The following is a 14,591-nucleotide window of genomic DNA, read 5'->3' as shown; positions in this document are numbered from 1 at the left end:
CGCAAATTAACATAGAGTATAGAGATCGTCAGCGTATCCTTTGTGCCCCGTTCAGCCGCCTGTGCAGCAAGAACAAGGCCGCCTTCAGGGAAGAAGCCGGCCTTGTATTACGAAATACCCTGCTGAAGCGCCTTAGCGGATCAGGGTAACATTACCCTGGTAGCGTTCCTGTCGCCGGCCGTCGATCTCGGCTTCGACCTGGTAAATATAAACGCCCTGAGGCTGGTCCTTATCATTGAAGCGGCCGTCCCAGCCCCTGCCATGGATATTTTGGGTTTCAAATACTACCTGCCCCCAGCGGTTGAACAGCTGCATGCTGAACCGGGTTACCCGCCGGGATAGCAGTTGCCTGGGAAAGAAATAATCATTGACCCCGTCGCCGTTGGGCGTAAAAGCATTGGGAATATCGATGTAGCAATCCTTATTAATCACTACACTTTCGGTTGTGCTGCAGCCCAATGGGGGTAAGCTGAGCGTTAAGCTGTAGCGGCCTGGGTGCACTACCTTAAGCGAAGCGGATGTATCGCCGGTATTCCAACGGCTTTGATAAGGTCCACCTGGCGTAGGACCCAGCGGTTGCAGGTACAGCGGATTGCCGTCGAGACAGAGTGTGGAATCGGGACCCAGGTCGACCTTCGGCAAAGGGTAGATGGAGACCTGCCGGGTAAAGGAATGATCGGGGCATGCCCGGAAATGGAAGGTTACAGCTACCTGTTGCCGGCCGTCCTGCTCAAAGGCATGCTGTACAGCTTCATTGCCGGTGAACATCCGGTCTTCTCCAAACTGCCAGGAAAGGTTCAGGGCTGTGCTGTCGATCATAGGTGTAAAGAGAATGGCTTCACCTGTACAGGCACTATCCCTGCTGGTAATAAAGCTGCCGGATAACAAAGAGTCGACAATAACGGTAGCAAACGCAGTATCGAAGCAAGGATAATCTGTGCCGGCAATCAGCTGCACGGAGTAAACGCCATGATTCGGATAAGTGTGCGTAGGGTCTTTCACTGCTGCGTCCAGCCCGTCGCCGAACTGCCAGGACCATGAGCGCATGTCGCCGGATGAAGTATTGGCAAAGCTGATGTTCTGCCCCATACAGATCACCGTATCCGATAGCTGGAACGCGGCGCGGTAAGGGGAGGGAGGCGGCACTACAATGTTTATTGTTGTGCTGCAGCCGCTGAGGGTTTCCAGCTTCAGCCGGTATTGACCTTCCGCTATCGGTTGCAGTGTGTCGCCATGGTTGGTCATCAGCGAGCCGCGTACGATCAGGCTGCCGCTGCCGTTATACCAGGTATAGGTATATGTAGCCGTGTCGCCCGGAGCAGGCACAGCCCAGGCCATGGCATTGGTATCGTTACGGCAACCAGCCAAGGCATGCAGCTGGGGGCTTTGCCCGTCAAAGTTTACCCTGAAAGTATCGGTGTGAAAAACACAGGGGGGCGTATGGTAGCTTACCCAATAAGTACCGGGATCGCTTACTGCAGCTGAAGGGCCGGCCGGTCCATGGCTCCATTGATAATCCCAGCCGGTTACGTCGGCCGCATGGAGGGTATGGCTGGTGCTGAAGCAGGGCGCCTTGCTTGCCAGGCTCTGGTACACTGTATCCCGCTTCAGTTCCGGCACTATATTCGGCAGTCCGAAGATGAGGGATGTATTGGGTTGTAGTGGTAGGGCATCGGTGACCAGTGTGCTGGCGGTGCCTGCGAGGTTGGGATGCTGCACCACGCTGAGCGCATTGTTGCCGCCGCAATAGATCTTTCCGTCAGGCCCCCTCCTGATCGCCCCGCCCCCGGCCGCGCCGATATTGGTCCTGGAGCTGATGATAGCAGCCAAGCTCCCGGCATTCAGGTCGTATTGCACGATTGAAGCCGTTGTAACGGCATTGGTGTACAGCTTGGAATTATCCGGTGAAAAGCAGGCGCTGTACCTGCCGGCGGAATCCAGTATGCGTTGATCCGAAGCCTGCCCGGTGGCCGGATCGAAGGCAAACAATTCAAGCGCGCCGCCGAAAGAAGAAAAGGGTACCGCACGGCTAAGGGTCAACATTTTCCGGTTGGGCGATACGTCCATCTGGCCGTAATTACTGCCTGTCGTCGTCGGAATGCTGAAGGTAGAAACGACAGGAACAGTTTGTACACCGGCATCGTTTACTTCGAAAGCCTTGATGTGTTCCGTGTTGGCATTGCTGACGGACAAGGTCAGCACCCATATATTGCAATGGTCGCCCACCACACCAGTCATGTGCTCGGTGTTCATTGAATCCAGCAAAGTACCCTTGCCTGCAGCCACCACATCACCCATGCCGCCATTAAGGCTCATGTCCACCACGCTGTAATACAAACGGCCGCGGTTAGCGCCCAGCTCGATGCAGGTGAGAGAAAAAATATAATAACGGAACGGCTGGCCGGGTACAGGAACAATAAGCGCGCCCTGCGCGGTGCTGGAGGTAGGGCCGAAAGGACCAAAGGGCACATCATTAATCAGCGAAGCCCCGTTGGGCATCACCAGGTGGCTGCGGTCCCATACAATATTACCGTCGGTGTAGAACAGCAGCTGCCCGCCGGGCTCGGATACGCTGGCGCAGGCCTCATTGGAATGTATCTTTGTCTTGAGCGCGAGGGGCGGCATATTGTTAAAGCTTACGCCGGCGCTGTCGCCGAAGGCCCATACCTGCTCGCGCTGCGCATGGGCAGCGCCGCAAAGCAGGAGGCCGATCAGCTGTAAGAAAATATAGTGTTTCATCAGGGAATATTTTGATCGTTGCAGGATACAGGTTTCCGGGAAAGGTTAGCGCAGCAGCGTTACATCTCCTTTCTTCTGGTACCTGACCTCTTTTGCGCCGCCGAGGAAAGTCAGCTCATACATATAGGTGCCCGCATCGGCCAGTTGTCCGCCAGAATAGTTGCCGTCCCAGCTGCCCGAAGGGTCGGCGCTGCTGTAGACCCTGCTGCCGTAGCGATTGTAGATATTGAATATGTATTGCCGTACAGGGCATCCGCTGGCGATCACGGGGCGCAGCACATCGTTGAGGCCGTCGCCATTTGGAGAAAAAGCATTGGGCATATTCACCACACAGGTGCAGATCTGCTCCGTGATCTTCAGCGTATCGGAGCCGGAGCAGGTATTGTCGGTAACCTGCACCCAATAGACGCCGGTATCTGCAACCGGTAGCTGAGGCGCATGGCTGCCGTCCGACCATAGTATCTGCGCCCCGGCCGGCGCATTGGCCTGCAGTGTAATGGTCGCATGGACCGCCTCTTCCTGGCAGAGCACAATATCGTCCCCCAGGGCTTGCCTGACATCTACCATATCCACGGTAACCGTATCGTTGGCCTGGCAGCCCTGGGCGGTTACGGCTACCCAGTACCGGCCGCCTTCCGATACGGTATAGCTTTCTCCCGTACTGCCGTCCTGCCAGCGGTAGTTCCCGCCGGGAACAGTAGCCTTCAGCTCCAGCGCATCGCCTTTACAGATCAGTGTATCGCTGCCGAGCGTAAAAGAAATGTCGGCGCCCGGCTTTACAATAAAGGTATCGATAAGAGGATGGCAGCTGTCGCGGCACAGCACCCAATAGGTGCCCGGTGCATCGACATCCAGGCTGACGCCGGTGCTGCCATCGTTCCAGGTATAAGCGATGTAGCCTGTAGGCGCAGTGAGCGTGGCTGTTTCCAGGTTGCCATTATGACGGCACACCGTTGTGTCTTCCCGCATACGCGTTGTGTCGGGTGGGTAAGCATACACCACTTCGGAGGGCAGGGAGGAAACCGGGGCGCCGTAAGCAAAGCCGGAGTAATGAAAGTCGCAGGCAGTGCCCGCAAGGTCGGGCTGGCCGATCACCCAAAGCGAATCGGACATAAAGAAGGGGGTGATCGCATAGATCTTATTATCGTACAAGCGCAGGCAGGCCCATGGTGGTGATGCCGGGCTGACGAGCGTCTGTGTCCCCATGATGGTGGCTGAATCATGTACCGAGATGTCGTATTGGAGCAGGGACGCAGGGCCGAATATATCCAGGGGATCAGGCACCACGGTATATAGCCGGTTACTGTTCTGGGAAAAAGCCGCGGTATAGGCATCCAGCGACCGGCCTACCTGTACGGCATCGCTTACCTGCCCGGTTTCCGGATCGAAACGGGACAGCAATACGCCGGTGGTTGGACCGGAGCCCATACCGGATGAGCAGCTGGTGATGACGAGTTTTTTCCGGTCGGGCGAAACTGTCATAGCGCCCACACGATAAGCTCCCTGACCCGAAGGGCCCTGTATCTGCGCTCCGGTTGTAGAAATTACAGGATTAGGATCCACGCCATTGCGGGTAATATGAAAGGCCTTGAATACAGGATTAAGAAAATCGTGCACCATCAGCCATATGTCGCAATTATCCCCCGGAATAGCGATCATGCTTTCGCTGAGCGGCCCCGTGCCGCCCAGAGGTATATTCTTCTGGCCCGGCACGATACCGCCCAGGCCGCCGTCGAGGGACATGTCGATCACGGAATAGAAAAGGAAGGTTGTTGGCGGCGGCGGATTACCGGTGAGCCAGGAGGTGGGGCCGCACAAGGAAAAGAGATAGTATTTGCCCGGCTGATCGATAAAAGGAACAATGCAGACACCCTGCGTTGTGCTGCCAAAGCCGCCGCTCTCTTCCCAGCTGCTCATCCATTGTGTATTGCCGAAAAGCGTATCCCCATTGAGCATAATGTTGAAGCTGGCATTCCAGCAGGTGCGGCCATTAGAATAAAACAGCAGCGCGCCGGTCGCGGGGTCGGCGACAGAAGCCATGCCCTCGTCAAAAGAGTACATGCTTGCCGGTGTCATCGCCAGGGGAGGCGTATTGAAGTTAAGAGCACAGGGCGGGTTGTCCGGGGTAAGCGTCCAGACGCTGTTGGCCTTAAGGAATTCGGGACGTTGGTTATAGCTCTGCCCGCTGCTCAGCATGGGCAGAAAGCAACAGAGCAACGCCGGCAGCAACCAGCGTAACAAAGAGCGGGACAATCGTGCGGTATAGCTTCGCGCATACAGGCCCGGCGGACGGGAGGAAGTGTGGTAGTATTGCATAGAGTCTCGATATTGCCGCTAAGGGCATTATATAATGCTTAAATTGCTTACGCTTCGGTTCCGGGCCGGGTGGTGGTGTTTGGGCAGGAGGTACTACAAATCTAATTGAAGAGACAGGATAATGCTACATACGGTATAGGGATGAAAGCATCCATTTCCCGGAAAATGAATGAAAACATCTATGCCGCCGGCGCACTTCCTGGCGGAGGATCGTCGTACTTTTGAAAAAAATGAAAAAGCGCTTTGGCAGGCTATGGGCCGGTAAGCCGGTAGCGATCCTATGGGTCGTGGTGCTGTGCTTTGCCTGCAGGCAAAAGCTCCATGCCCAGCAGGAATACCGGAAGGCTAGCGATTCGGCAACGATCGCATCATTGATCCGGACTTCTATGGATATCCAGTTCCATTTTCCCGACAGCGCTCTGGCGTTGTCCAGGGAAGCATTATCGCTCAGCAGGCAGTCGCAGAACAAAGACTTTGTCATGCGGTCGCTGATCTCGTTGGGCGCCTGCCTGCACAATGTCAAAGCCGATTATCCTGCAGCCAAGGCCTGTTTTCTTGAGGCGCTTACCTATGTGGGAAAGGTACCGGTGAGCGATAGGGTGCTGACCCGCTTATACAACAACCTGGGTAATGCTTATATAGCCGAAAACAAGCATGATACCGCCGTTCAGTATTATTTTAAATCGCTGGATGTACAGAAAAGGCAAAAGAAGACCGATACACAATCCCTGATGCTCAGCTACGGTGGTATCGGCGGAGCCTTTGCCGAGATGGGAAAGCTGAAGCTGGCCCTGCATTACCTCAGCCTGCTGGAGCAGCTGGCGCAAAGAGCAGGCGATACAGGTCTGGTGGCCGCGGCCTATACCAGCATCGGCAATGCTTACGGCAACCAGAAAACCAGTGATGGTATCGACTCGGCTGTGAAGTATTTCCGAAAGTCCCTGCCGCTGTACTTATCGTTAGGAAGAAAAGGCTACGCTTTCACGACCTATCTCAGCCTGGGCCAGTCCAGCGTGGATAAGGGACGGCTGGAAGAGGCAAGACGCTACTACGATTCGGCGCTGGTGCTGGATCGGGATCAGGCCTTCACCACGCCCGACTTCTTCAAAGGAGTTGGAGGGCTCGAGTATATGTCGGGGCACTACAGGGAGGCCATCCCTTATCTTAAAAAAGCCCTTTTGCTCAGCAAAGAAACCGGTTCGCGCCAAAACCGCCTGGACATACTGGATTACCTCACGGGTGTTTACCGGCAATTGGGCGATTATCAGCAGGCATTTGCTTACCAGAGCGACTATGTACGGCTGCGTGACAGTACAATGAATGAAGAGATGGTCCATGCGATCAGCCAGATGGAAGTACGGTACCGTACTGCTGAAAAAGACAGGGAGCTGGTGGAAAGCAAGCTCCAGCTGGCGCTCGCGCAGGCAAGGCTAAGCCATAACCAGAGTCTGTTTATCGGTATCGTTGCGGCAGTGTTGCTGATCATCATCTTGATGGTGATCGTATTCCAGAAACAAAGATTGCAGCTGCAGAAAGCGAAAGTTTCTGAGCAGGAACAAAAGGTGGAGCAGCTGAAAGCAGTGATCGAAGGGGAAGAAAGAGAACGCAGCAGGATCGGACGACAGCTGCACGATGATATCATGGTAGAGCTTTCTATCGTCAAAATGGGGCTCAATGCGCTGCCGATCCAATATCCCGATATCAAACATTCGGGAAGCTATGCCAACCTGGTCCATCAGCTCGATCATACCAGCCGGAAGCTAAGATTGTCGGCACATAACCTGATGCCGGATGCTTTGCTCACAGAGGGGCTTATTCCGGCGATCAGCTATTTCTGCAACAACATTACCCGCATGACGGGGCTGCGCATACACTTTCAGCATTACGGCGATATTCCCCGGTTGTCGGCAGATATGGAGATCAGCATTTACCGCATCGTACAGGAGCTGGTGCAGAATACGATCAAGCATGCCAAGGCAACCAATACACTGGTGCAACTGAACTGCAGGGAAGACATTATCAGCATTACGGTAGAGGATGATGGCGTCGGCTTTAGCAATGAACAGGATGCCCTGGAAAATAAAATGGGCCTGAAAAGTATCCAGATGCGTCTGAAAGCGCTTAACGGTATCATTGATATCCATACCCGCAATCCGCAGGGGACTTCGGTCAATGTTTCCTTTACCCTTGTGTCAGACGATAAAAAATAAGCTTATGAGAAATATACATATTGCTATTGCCGACGACCATCCTATGGTGATCAGCGGCCTGATTGCCCTGCTGCAACCCTACAAGCATATATTGGTCCTCACTACGCATACCAATGCCGCCCAGCTGCTGGAAGGCCTGGACTATTACCGGCCGGATGTATTGCTGCTGGACATTCTCCTGCCCGACCGTACGGGCAAGGACCTGGTGCCTGAGCTGCGGGAAAAGTACCCGGACATGAAGATACTGGTGCTGACCAGCCTGGACGCGCCTTCTATGGTGACCACGATGATGCGGCGCGGCTGCAAAGGATACCTGCTGAAGGGAGCGGAGCCGGAAACCTTGCTGGAAGCAATAGAGGCCGTAGCAGAAGATAAGGAATATATCGATACCTCTCTTAAGGAGCAGCTGATGCAGAATATGCTGCATTTTAAGTATCAATCGCAGAGCAAAGGCGTTGTTCCCGAGCTCACGCAAAGGGAGAAAGAAGTGCTTGAACTCATTGCTGCAGAATACACAACCCGTGAGATCGCCGAGAAGCTCTTTGTCAGCTATCATACCGCTGAGAATCATCGCAACAACCTGATACAGAAGCTGGACGTGAAGAACACGGTAGGCCTTATCCGCGTGGCTATACAGCTGGGCCTGGTGAAATAAACGATGCGGTTAAGAAACCAGCTTTCCCCTAAGAGAAGTCAAGTTTTAAAACTTGACTTCTCTTAGGGAACGGATGTGTTCGAACAAACACACATAAAAAAAAGCCCCTAAAGATATAGGGGCTTGCTGCATCTTGGTATTGTTGGGTTGGTATTGTGCTTTTGTTCAAACAAATGCCTGGGGAGCAGAAGACCGGGATAGCCCTGCAGGCGAAGCTGCTGCTTAAAAGCTTCCACAGCTGCCTCCACATCCGTCATGATCTGCGCGGGGATGGACAACGTCAGCGAACGCTTATGCCACTCAAGCGTACATTCATAATGCATGCCGCCCTGCCTGGGACGGTAACGCCAAGTGAAACGAATGAAATCCAGCGCGATCCAGGACTTGAATAGAATCCTGATTTTTTCTGCCAGCTCATTTTGTTTCATATTTTATAACAAACAAAAATCGTGCCAGTTTTTTAACCTGGAGAAAAGTAGCATAAGGCCGGCTTTCAAAGCGGAATGCTGTGAAAGCGCAGCCCGGTGGCTCTTGCCTCGTTTATTGTACCAGGCCCGGGCTTCAAAGTTGGTGTGCACAAGCACTTTGATACCGGATACTTTTTGAGCACGTGGAGAAGCAAGCTTAGTGCAGCTTTGCAGAAAGGTCGCTGATGCTCCGGATACCCAGCTGCAGGGCCTGTTCCCGGCGCATCATTAAGGCATAGGCGTTGTTGAAGCCGATCGGCGACAGCCAGCGGATCCCGTAGCGCTGCTGAAAAGCTTTCCTTACATATTGGTACAAGGTATCCTTGTTCGCCGTCATTCTTTCGACAGTTGCGGCATCCGGCTGCAGCATCACCAGGAAGCCGGTGCCCGTGTATTCGGGGTAGAGGTCCAGCTCGCCGTTGGTCAGGGCATCGAAGCAAATCTTGGTACCGCCCAGGCCCGTTTTGGTGGCTACGTCGAGATCAGTATAACCTTTGATCAGTATACTATACATACTGACCAGTATGTATTGCTCGGCAAAGATCTTGGAGCCAATGCGGATGATCCCTTTATGGCCTTCACGGGAGGGGCGCCACAGACCACGGGACCGGAGGAAATCGGCAGCAATCTTTTCCGGCGGCTCGTGCCGGTAGTCGGCGCAGTAATTCAATTCTGTCATCACGGAGTCATTGATCTGGCCCGCCAGCTTTTCCAGGGTGCTTTCCAGCTCGGGGTACTGGTCGAGCACAGCCTGCCGTACAATCGGCGCCGCATAGTAGGGTGGAAAAATGCCTTTATCGTCATCAAGGGTAACCAGGTCAAAAGCTTTGATGCGTCCGTCGGTGCTGTAGCCGCTGATCACGTCGAGCTGCTTTTCGTAGGCGGCCTGGTACATCACGGCATCGCTGATCACTACCGTACGGATATTAAGCCCGTAGCACTGTTTGAGCCCGGGATAACCATCCTGCCTGCCCATGAACTCGGGAGTAAAGCCGGCCAGCAGCCCTTTATGATACATGGCCGGCAGCATATAAAAAGAGGACAGCGTGAGCAGGCATACCAAAGGCAGCAATACCGCCCTGGTCTTCTTCAGCCGCAGCCGCTGCAGCCGCGATAGCAGGAAGTCGAAGAGCAGCGCCAGCAGCGCGGCCGGTATCGCTCCGGCCAGGATCATTTTCGTATTGTTGAGGGAGATTCCCCCAAAGATAAATTCACCCAATCCGCCGGCAGCGATATAAGCTGCCAGCGTCGCTACGCCGACGTTGATCACGGTAGCGGTACGGATACCTGCCAGGATCACGGGCATGGCCAGGGGCAGCTCCACTTTAAACAGTGATTGACGACTGCTCATACCCAGTCCCCGCGCGGCTTCCCTGATATTGGGGTCAACACCCCTGATGCCCGTATAGGTATTGCGGATCACGGGAAGCAGGGCATAGAGGAACAGTGCGATGATCGCCGGCTTGGGACCAATACCGAACAGGGGGATCATAAAGCCCAGCAAGGCAATGCTGGGAATAGTCTGTAAAATACCGGCAAAGCCAAGCACAAGACCCGAGAGCTTCTCTTTGCGGGCAATAGCAATACCGAGCGGCAAGCCTATCAGCACAGCAATCAGCAAGGAGATAAAGGTAAGCCCGATATGCTGCAACGTCTGGTCCAGCAGCTTGTCGCTCTGCTGTTGCATAAAGGCCCATAGTGTCGGTTGTTCCTGCATTAACGGTGCTTTTGGTAATGGTTCAATGCGGTCAGTAATCCTTCCAGCGATACGCTTTTTTCTGCGGCTTCGTGCCGGATACGCAGTCGTAAGGTGTGGTCATTCTTATCCGGAACAGCCGTAATGGCATCCCATAGTGTATTTTTTCCAGAGAAGACGTTGTCGCTATCCTGTCCGTCGCTGTTCTGCTCCAACCAGGGCCAGAGGTCCGACAGGTGCACCACGGTATAGATGAGCTGTGTATACGCGCCCGATAAAAAATCCCTTACAAAGTTATTCGCCGGCCGGAACAGCAGCTCCGCCGGGCTGCCGGTCTGCATCACGCGTCCGCTGTCCATAAGGCATATGGTATCGCCCAGCTCAAAGGCCTCCTGTACATCATGCGTGACCATCATGATCGTTTTGGATTTCAGCTCGTCGAGATCCAGGAATTCCCTGCGGATCGCTGCACGTGTGATCGTATCCAGCGCGCCGAAGGGTTCGTCCATCAGGAGCAGGGGCGGATCGGCGGCCAGCGCCCTGGCCAGGTTCACGCGTTGGGCTTCGCCGCCGCTCAGGCGCCCCGGATAGCTGTGCAGGCAGGATTCGGGCAGTCGCAGCTTTGCCGCCAGCTGCCGGCAGCGTCCGTCGATCTTCGGTTTGTTCCAGCCCAGCAGGCGCGGCACTACCGCAATGTTCTCGGCAACGGTATAATGAGGAAAGAGACTGCTGTGCTGCAATACGTAGCCGATGCGCCGGCGCAGCTGCTCGACGGGCAGCCCGCCGATGTCTTCCCCATCGAGTCGTACGATACCCGTATCGGGGCTCACCAGCCGGTTGATCATCTTCAGCGTGGTGGTCTTGCCGCAGCCGCTGGTGCCCAGCAAGATGAAGTTCTCACCTTCCTTTACCGTAAAGCTCAGGTCGTCGATCACTTTGCGCTGATGATAGGATTTGCTTACCCGGTTGAACTCAATCATGCTAAGTTGCTTTTCGCTGCCGGCCGAGAAAGGCTTTCAACGCGACAGCCTGGTTATGCTCCTCGTCTTTCGCGCCATACAGCAGAGTCACTGTTTTGTGTTTTTTGAGCAGCGCTTTAAGCTCCTTTAGTTCTTCTGAGCCTTCCAGCTCGCCGCGGTATTTTTCCTTAAAGACCTGCCACCGTTCCGGGTCGTGGTTGAACCATTGACGCAGCGCTGTGGAAGGCGCAATGGCTTTAAGCCAGTTGTCGATCGCTGCATCTTCTTTTTTCAGCCCACGGGGCCATAAGCGATCCACCAGTATGCGAAAGCCATCCTCCGGCGAAGGATCTTCATATACTCTTTTCAGCCTGATACTCATAACATGTTGTTTTCGGTCACGCTGGTCCTTTCAGAGCCTGCACGTATTTTTCGATATACATTCCTTTGGATGGATTTTTATATTGCATGATGTAACGGGGATGTTCCAGCGCAACGATCTTTCCGAAGAAGCGATGCTGTGCATTCAGGCGGTTAAGGTGCTGTTCGTTCTTGCCGGCGCCGAGGCAGAAGCAGACATCTGTTTGCACATTCATCGCGACGAGCTGCCGCAGGCTGTCCAGCATAAAGCGCTCCGTGGCTTCCAGCAAGGCTTTGCTGTCGTAGTAATTGTAATTCTTCTCTTTTCCTGCCGCATCGGTTGTCGTGAACCCGAGCGGGCAGGGTGAGCTGATATAATAGTCTTTGTAAAAAGCCACAGGTCCCCCGTAAGCGGCGATCATATCATAAATAAAGACCGATGATGGTTCGTGCGTCACTTTGCCCTGGTAAGGAATACCGCATACCTGCACCAGTCTTTTGGGATCGGTAAAGGGGATACCCGTAAGCCCGCCACCGAAGCGGCCCGGGTTGATGCCGAGGATAAGCCGCCGCGGCTGGTTATCCTCGTAATATTGATGATAAAAAGTCTTGACAAGCTTCATCACTGCGGGCTCGGTAAAAGGGTTCATGACCCTGATCCCTTCCGGGAGCGGGCCGCCGGTATAATGCAGCTGCTGGTTGAAACGAATGGCTTGCTCTGCGAAGGTCATCAGGCTTAAAGGTAAGGGTTTTAGAGATATGTTATGTTTCGGTCGGCCATGGTTCCTGCATGAACAAATGAAAGCAGTAATGGTTGGATAAATTAAACCGCGACTGTTATGGAATCTATTATTATCAGGCACGCGCACAGCAATAACCTGAAAAATGTCTCTCTTAAAATACCCAAGAACAGGATCACGGTATTTACGGGAGTATCCGGTTCCGGTAAGTCTTCGCTGGTCTTCGATACGATAGGTGCAGAAGCACAGCGTGAGCTGAATGAAACCTATGACAGCTATATCCGCAACCGTCTGCCGCACATGGGAAGGCCGGAGGTAGACAGCATTCAGCACCTGAATGTAGCGATCCTTATTAACCAGAAAAAGATCGGCGGTAATGCCCGTTCTACCCTGGGTACCGCTACCGATATCTATGCTCTGCTGCGCTTGCTTTTTTCAAGGGCAGGTAAACCTTTCGTGGGCTATTCAAATGTCTTTTCTTTCAATAACCCCCAGGGCATGTGTCCGGAATGCGAAGGGTTGGGTAAAGTAACCCGTATTGATATCGATCGTATGCTGGATAAAGAACGCTCCCTCAACGAAGGCGCGATCCGTTTTCCTACCTTCAGTCCGGGCGCCTTTCGCTGGCTGCGCTATGTGCATTCCGGGTATTTTGACAATGATAAAAAGCTGAAGGATTATACCAATGAGGAATGGGAAATGCTGTTGTATGCCCGGCCGCACAAGCCGCCGCATCCAGCGCGGGAGTGGGGTAAGACGGTTAAATATGAAGGACTGATCCCGCGTATCGAACGGAGCTTCCTGAAGCGGGATGCAAAGGAGGTTATACGGAACGAGGAGATGATCAGGGAAGTTGTCGTCAGGAAAGACTGCCCGGCCTGCAAGGGCAGCCGTTTGAATAAAAAAGTGCTGCAATGCCGGATCGACGGCAAAAATATCGCAGAATGCGCCGCCATGCAGATCGATGCGCTTACCGCATTTATCCGTTCGATTAAAGAAAAGACGCTTAGCTCTTTACTGGATGAACTATTGAAAAAGCTGGGCTATATGAGCGATATCGGCTTGTCTTACCTGAGTCTCGACCGGGAGACCAGTACCTTGTCGGGAGGAGAGTCGCAGCGGATTAAAATGGTCAAGCACCTGGGCAGCAGCCTTACAGGGCTGGTCTATATCTTCGACGAGCCCAGCACCGGCCTGCATCCCGGCGATGTCGACCGGCTGAACCGGCAGGTCATCCAGCTGAGGGATAAAGGCAATACCGTACTGATTGTAGAGCATGATCCTGATGTGATCGCCATTGCTGATCATATCGTCGATATGGGCCCCGGAGCCGGCAAGCTGGGCGGCGAAATTGTTTTTGAAGGTACCCTGGCGGGTTTGAAACGGTCGAAAGGGCTCACCGGGGCTTTCTTCCGGCAGGACAGGGCACTGAATCTCCGTCCCCGTATTGCGCAAAGTTATGTTGACATCAAAGAGGCAAATGTGCACAACCTGAAAGAGGTCTCTGTACGCATACCCGAAGGTATCATGACGGTGGTAACCGGAGTCGCCGGCTCAGGCAAGAGCAGCCTGATCAACTATGTGTTGCCGCAATATGTGCCGGATGTGCGGATCATAGATCAAAAGCCGCTGAACGGGTCTCGCCGGTCGCACCTCGCCTCTTATTCCGGTATCTTCGACGAGATCAGGGGCTTGTTCAGTAAAGCAAATAAGGTAAGCGCTTCGCTCTTTAGTTCCAATGCGGAAGGCGCCTGTCCCGAATGCCGCGGCCTGGGGCAGATCACGCTCGATCTGGCTTTCATGGATGATGTCGTGGAAACCTGTGAGCGGTGTAAAGGGACCGGCTACCGGCAACAAGCATTGGGCTATACCTACAAGGGAAAGAATATCAGCGAAGTGCTGCATATGGATGTATCGGAAGCAATCGCTTTTTTTGCGCACAGCGATGTGGCTGCCGTGCTGCGGCAGATCGAACGCACCGGTTTAGGCTATATGAACCTGGGGCAGTCGCTGGATACCTTTTCGGGTGGGGAGCGGCAAAGGCTTAAGCTGGCAACCGAAATGGAGCAGCAAGGATCTTTCTTCATTTTTGATGAGCCGACCAGCGGGCTGCATCCTTCAGACGTCGAAAAGCTGATAATTATTTTTGAAACCCTGATCGCAGCAAACAATTCGGTGGTGATCATTGAGCACAACCTTGATGTGATCCGTCAGGCCGACTGGATTATCGATATGGGGCCGGGAGCAGGGATCGAAGGGGGAGAAGTCGTTTTCGAAGGCACACCGCAGCAGATCGTGCAGCACAAAGGATCGCTTACCGGCAGGTACCTGAAAAAGTATATCGAAGCCGTATCATACCACGTTTAATACAACTGTAGCTGCGTTACAATGCAACGCAGCTACGTAAATATAGTTTATTCAAAGACTGGAAGAATGTTTTCCAGGTGAC

General features: G+C 53.7%; 10 protein-coding genes. 3 read left to right on the top strand and 7 right to left on the bottom strand.

What is annotated here, in order from left to right:
* Positions 1-132: 132 nt before the first annotated feature.
* Both DZC79_RS10670 and DZC79_RS10665 read right to left on the bottom strand, forming a co-directional pair.
* Positions 133-2,739 (bottom strand): T9SS type B sorting domain-containing protein, encoded by a 2,607-nt coding sequence (locus DZC79_RS10670; RefSeq protein WP_118951575.1) that lies wholly within the window; start codon positions 2,737-2,739, stop codon positions 133-135.
* A 45-nt stretch (positions 2,740-2,784) separates the two neighbouring features.
* Positions 2,785-5,055, bottom strand: coding sequence for a gliding motility-associated C-terminal domain-containing protein (locus DZC79_RS10665; protein ID WP_118951574.1), 2,271 nt, complete (start codon positions 5,053-5,055; stop codon positions 2,785-2,787).
* A 230-nt stretch (positions 5,056-5,285) separates the two neighbouring features.
* On the opposite strand from DZC79_RS10665, the gene DZC79_RS10660 reads away from it, so the two are divergent.
* Both DZC79_RS10660 and DZC79_RS10655 read left to right on the top strand, forming a co-directional pair.
* Positions 5,286-7,265, top strand: a complete 1,980-nt coding sequence (locus DZC79_RS10660; RefSeq protein WP_118951573.1) for a tetratricopeptide repeat-containing sensor histidine kinase — start codon at positions 5,286-5,288, stop codon at positions 7,263-7,265.
* 4 nt (positions 7,266-7,269) lie between these two features.
* Entirely contained in the window at positions 7,270-7,920 is a 651-nt protein-coding gene (locus DZC79_RS10655; RefSeq protein ID WP_198666854.1) for a response regulator, read from the top strand.
* A gap of 107 nt (positions 7,921-8,027) precedes the next feature.
* Here the strand turns inward: DZC79_RS10655 and DZC79_RS10650 are convergent, their stop codons facing one another.
* The 5 genes from DZC79_RS10650 to DZC79_RS10630 all read right to left on the bottom strand — a co-directional run bounded on the left by DZC79_RS10650 (position 8,028) and on the right by DZC79_RS10630 (position 12,133).
* Positions 8,028-8,348 carry a hypothetical protein gene (locus DZC79_RS10650; protein ID WP_118951571.1) on the bottom strand — a complete coding sequence of 107 codons (321 nt, stop codon included), beginning with the start codon at positions 8,346-8,348 and terminating at the stop codon, positions 8,028-8,030.
* A 196-nt stretch (positions 8,349-8,544) separates the two neighbouring features.
* The gene (locus DZC79_RS10645; protein ID WP_118951570.1) at positions 8,545-10,104 is read right to left on the bottom strand and encodes an ABC transporter permease/substrate-binding protein; all 1,560 of its coding nucleotides are present in this window, start codon (positions 10,102-10,104) and stop codon (positions 8,545-8,547) included.
* The gene (locus DZC79_RS10640; RefSeq protein ID WP_118951569.1) at positions 10,104-11,063 is read right to left on the bottom strand and encodes an ATP-binding cassette domain-containing protein; all 960 of its coding nucleotides are present in this window, start codon (positions 11,061-11,063) and stop codon (positions 10,104-10,106) included. Before DZC79_RS10640 ends, DZC79_RS10645 begins: the two co-directional genes overlap by 1 nt.
* A 1-nt stretch (position 11,064) precedes the next feature.
* Positions 11,065-11,424, bottom strand: a complete 360-nt coding sequence (locus DZC79_RS10635) for a DUF488 domain-containing protein (RefSeq protein WP_118951568.1) — start codon at positions 11,422-11,424, stop codon at positions 11,065-11,067.
* A 16-nt stretch (positions 11,425-11,440) separates the two neighbouring features.
* Complete coding sequence (locus DZC79_RS10630) at positions 11,441-12,133, bottom strand: uracil-DNA glycosylase family protein (protein ID WP_198666853.1); 693 nt, start codon at positions 12,131-12,133, stop codon at positions 11,441-11,443.
* Between the two features lie 108 nt (positions 12,134-12,241).
* Between DZC79_RS10630 and DZC79_RS10625 the strand changes: the two genes are divergently transcribed.
* Positions 12,242-14,509 carry an ATP-binding cassette domain-containing protein gene (locus DZC79_RS10625; RefSeq protein WP_118951567.1) on the top strand — a complete coding sequence of 756 codons (2,268 nt, stop codon included), beginning with the start codon at positions 12,242-12,244 and terminating at the stop codon, positions 14,507-14,509.
* The last annotated feature ends 82 nt before the right edge of the window (positions 14,510-14,591 follow it).

The organism is Taibaiella helva, from assembly GCF_003545695.1.
Lineage (GTDB): Bacteria > Bacteroidota > Bacteroidia > Chitinophagales > Chitinophagaceae > Taibaiella > Taibaiella helva.
The sequence above is the reverse complement of the archived record's forward strand: the minus strand, read 5'-3'. Positions and strand labels throughout refer to the sequence as shown.

Bases quoted from the DNA above. Each gene is read 5' to 3' on its own strand.
- DZC79_RS10670 (WP_118951575.1), bottom strand. From the start codon at position 2,739: ATGAAACACTATATTTTCTTACAGCTGATCGGCCTCCTGCTTTGCGGC.
- DZC79_RS10665 (WP_118951574.1), bottom strand. From the start codon at position 5,055: ATGCAATACTACCACACTTCCTCCCGTCCGCCGGGCCTGTATGCGCGA.
- DZC79_RS10660 (WP_118951573.1), top strand. From the start codon at position 5,286: ATGAAAAAGCGCTTTGGCAGGCTATGGGCCGGTAAGCCGGTAGCGATC.
- DZC79_RS10655 (WP_198666854.1), top strand. From the start codon at position 7,270: ATGAGAAATATACATATTGCTATTGCCGACGACCATCCTATGGTGATC.
- DZC79_RS10650 (WP_118951571.1), bottom strand. From the start codon at position 8,348: ATGAAACAAAATGAGCTGGCAGAAAAAATCAGGATTCTATTCAAGTCC.
- DZC79_RS10645 (WP_118951570.1), bottom strand. From the start codon at position 10,104: ATGCAGGAACAACCGACACTATGGGCCTTTATGCAACAGCAGAGCGAC.
- DZC79_RS10640 (WP_118951569.1), bottom strand. From the start codon at position 11,063: ATGATTGAGTTCAACCGGGTAAGCAAATCCTATCATCAGCGCAAAGTG.
- DZC79_RS10635 (WP_118951568.1), bottom strand. From the start codon at position 11,424: ATGAGTATCAGGCTGAAAAGAGTATATGAAGATCCTTCGCCGGAGGAT.
- DZC79_RS10630 (WP_198666853.1), bottom strand. From the start codon at position 12,133: ATGACCTTCGCAGAGCAAGCCATTCGTTTCAACCAGCAGCTGCATTAT.
- DZC79_RS10625 (WP_118951567.1), top strand. From the start codon at position 12,242: ATGGAATCTATTATTATCAGGCACGCGCACAGCAATAACCTGAAAAAT.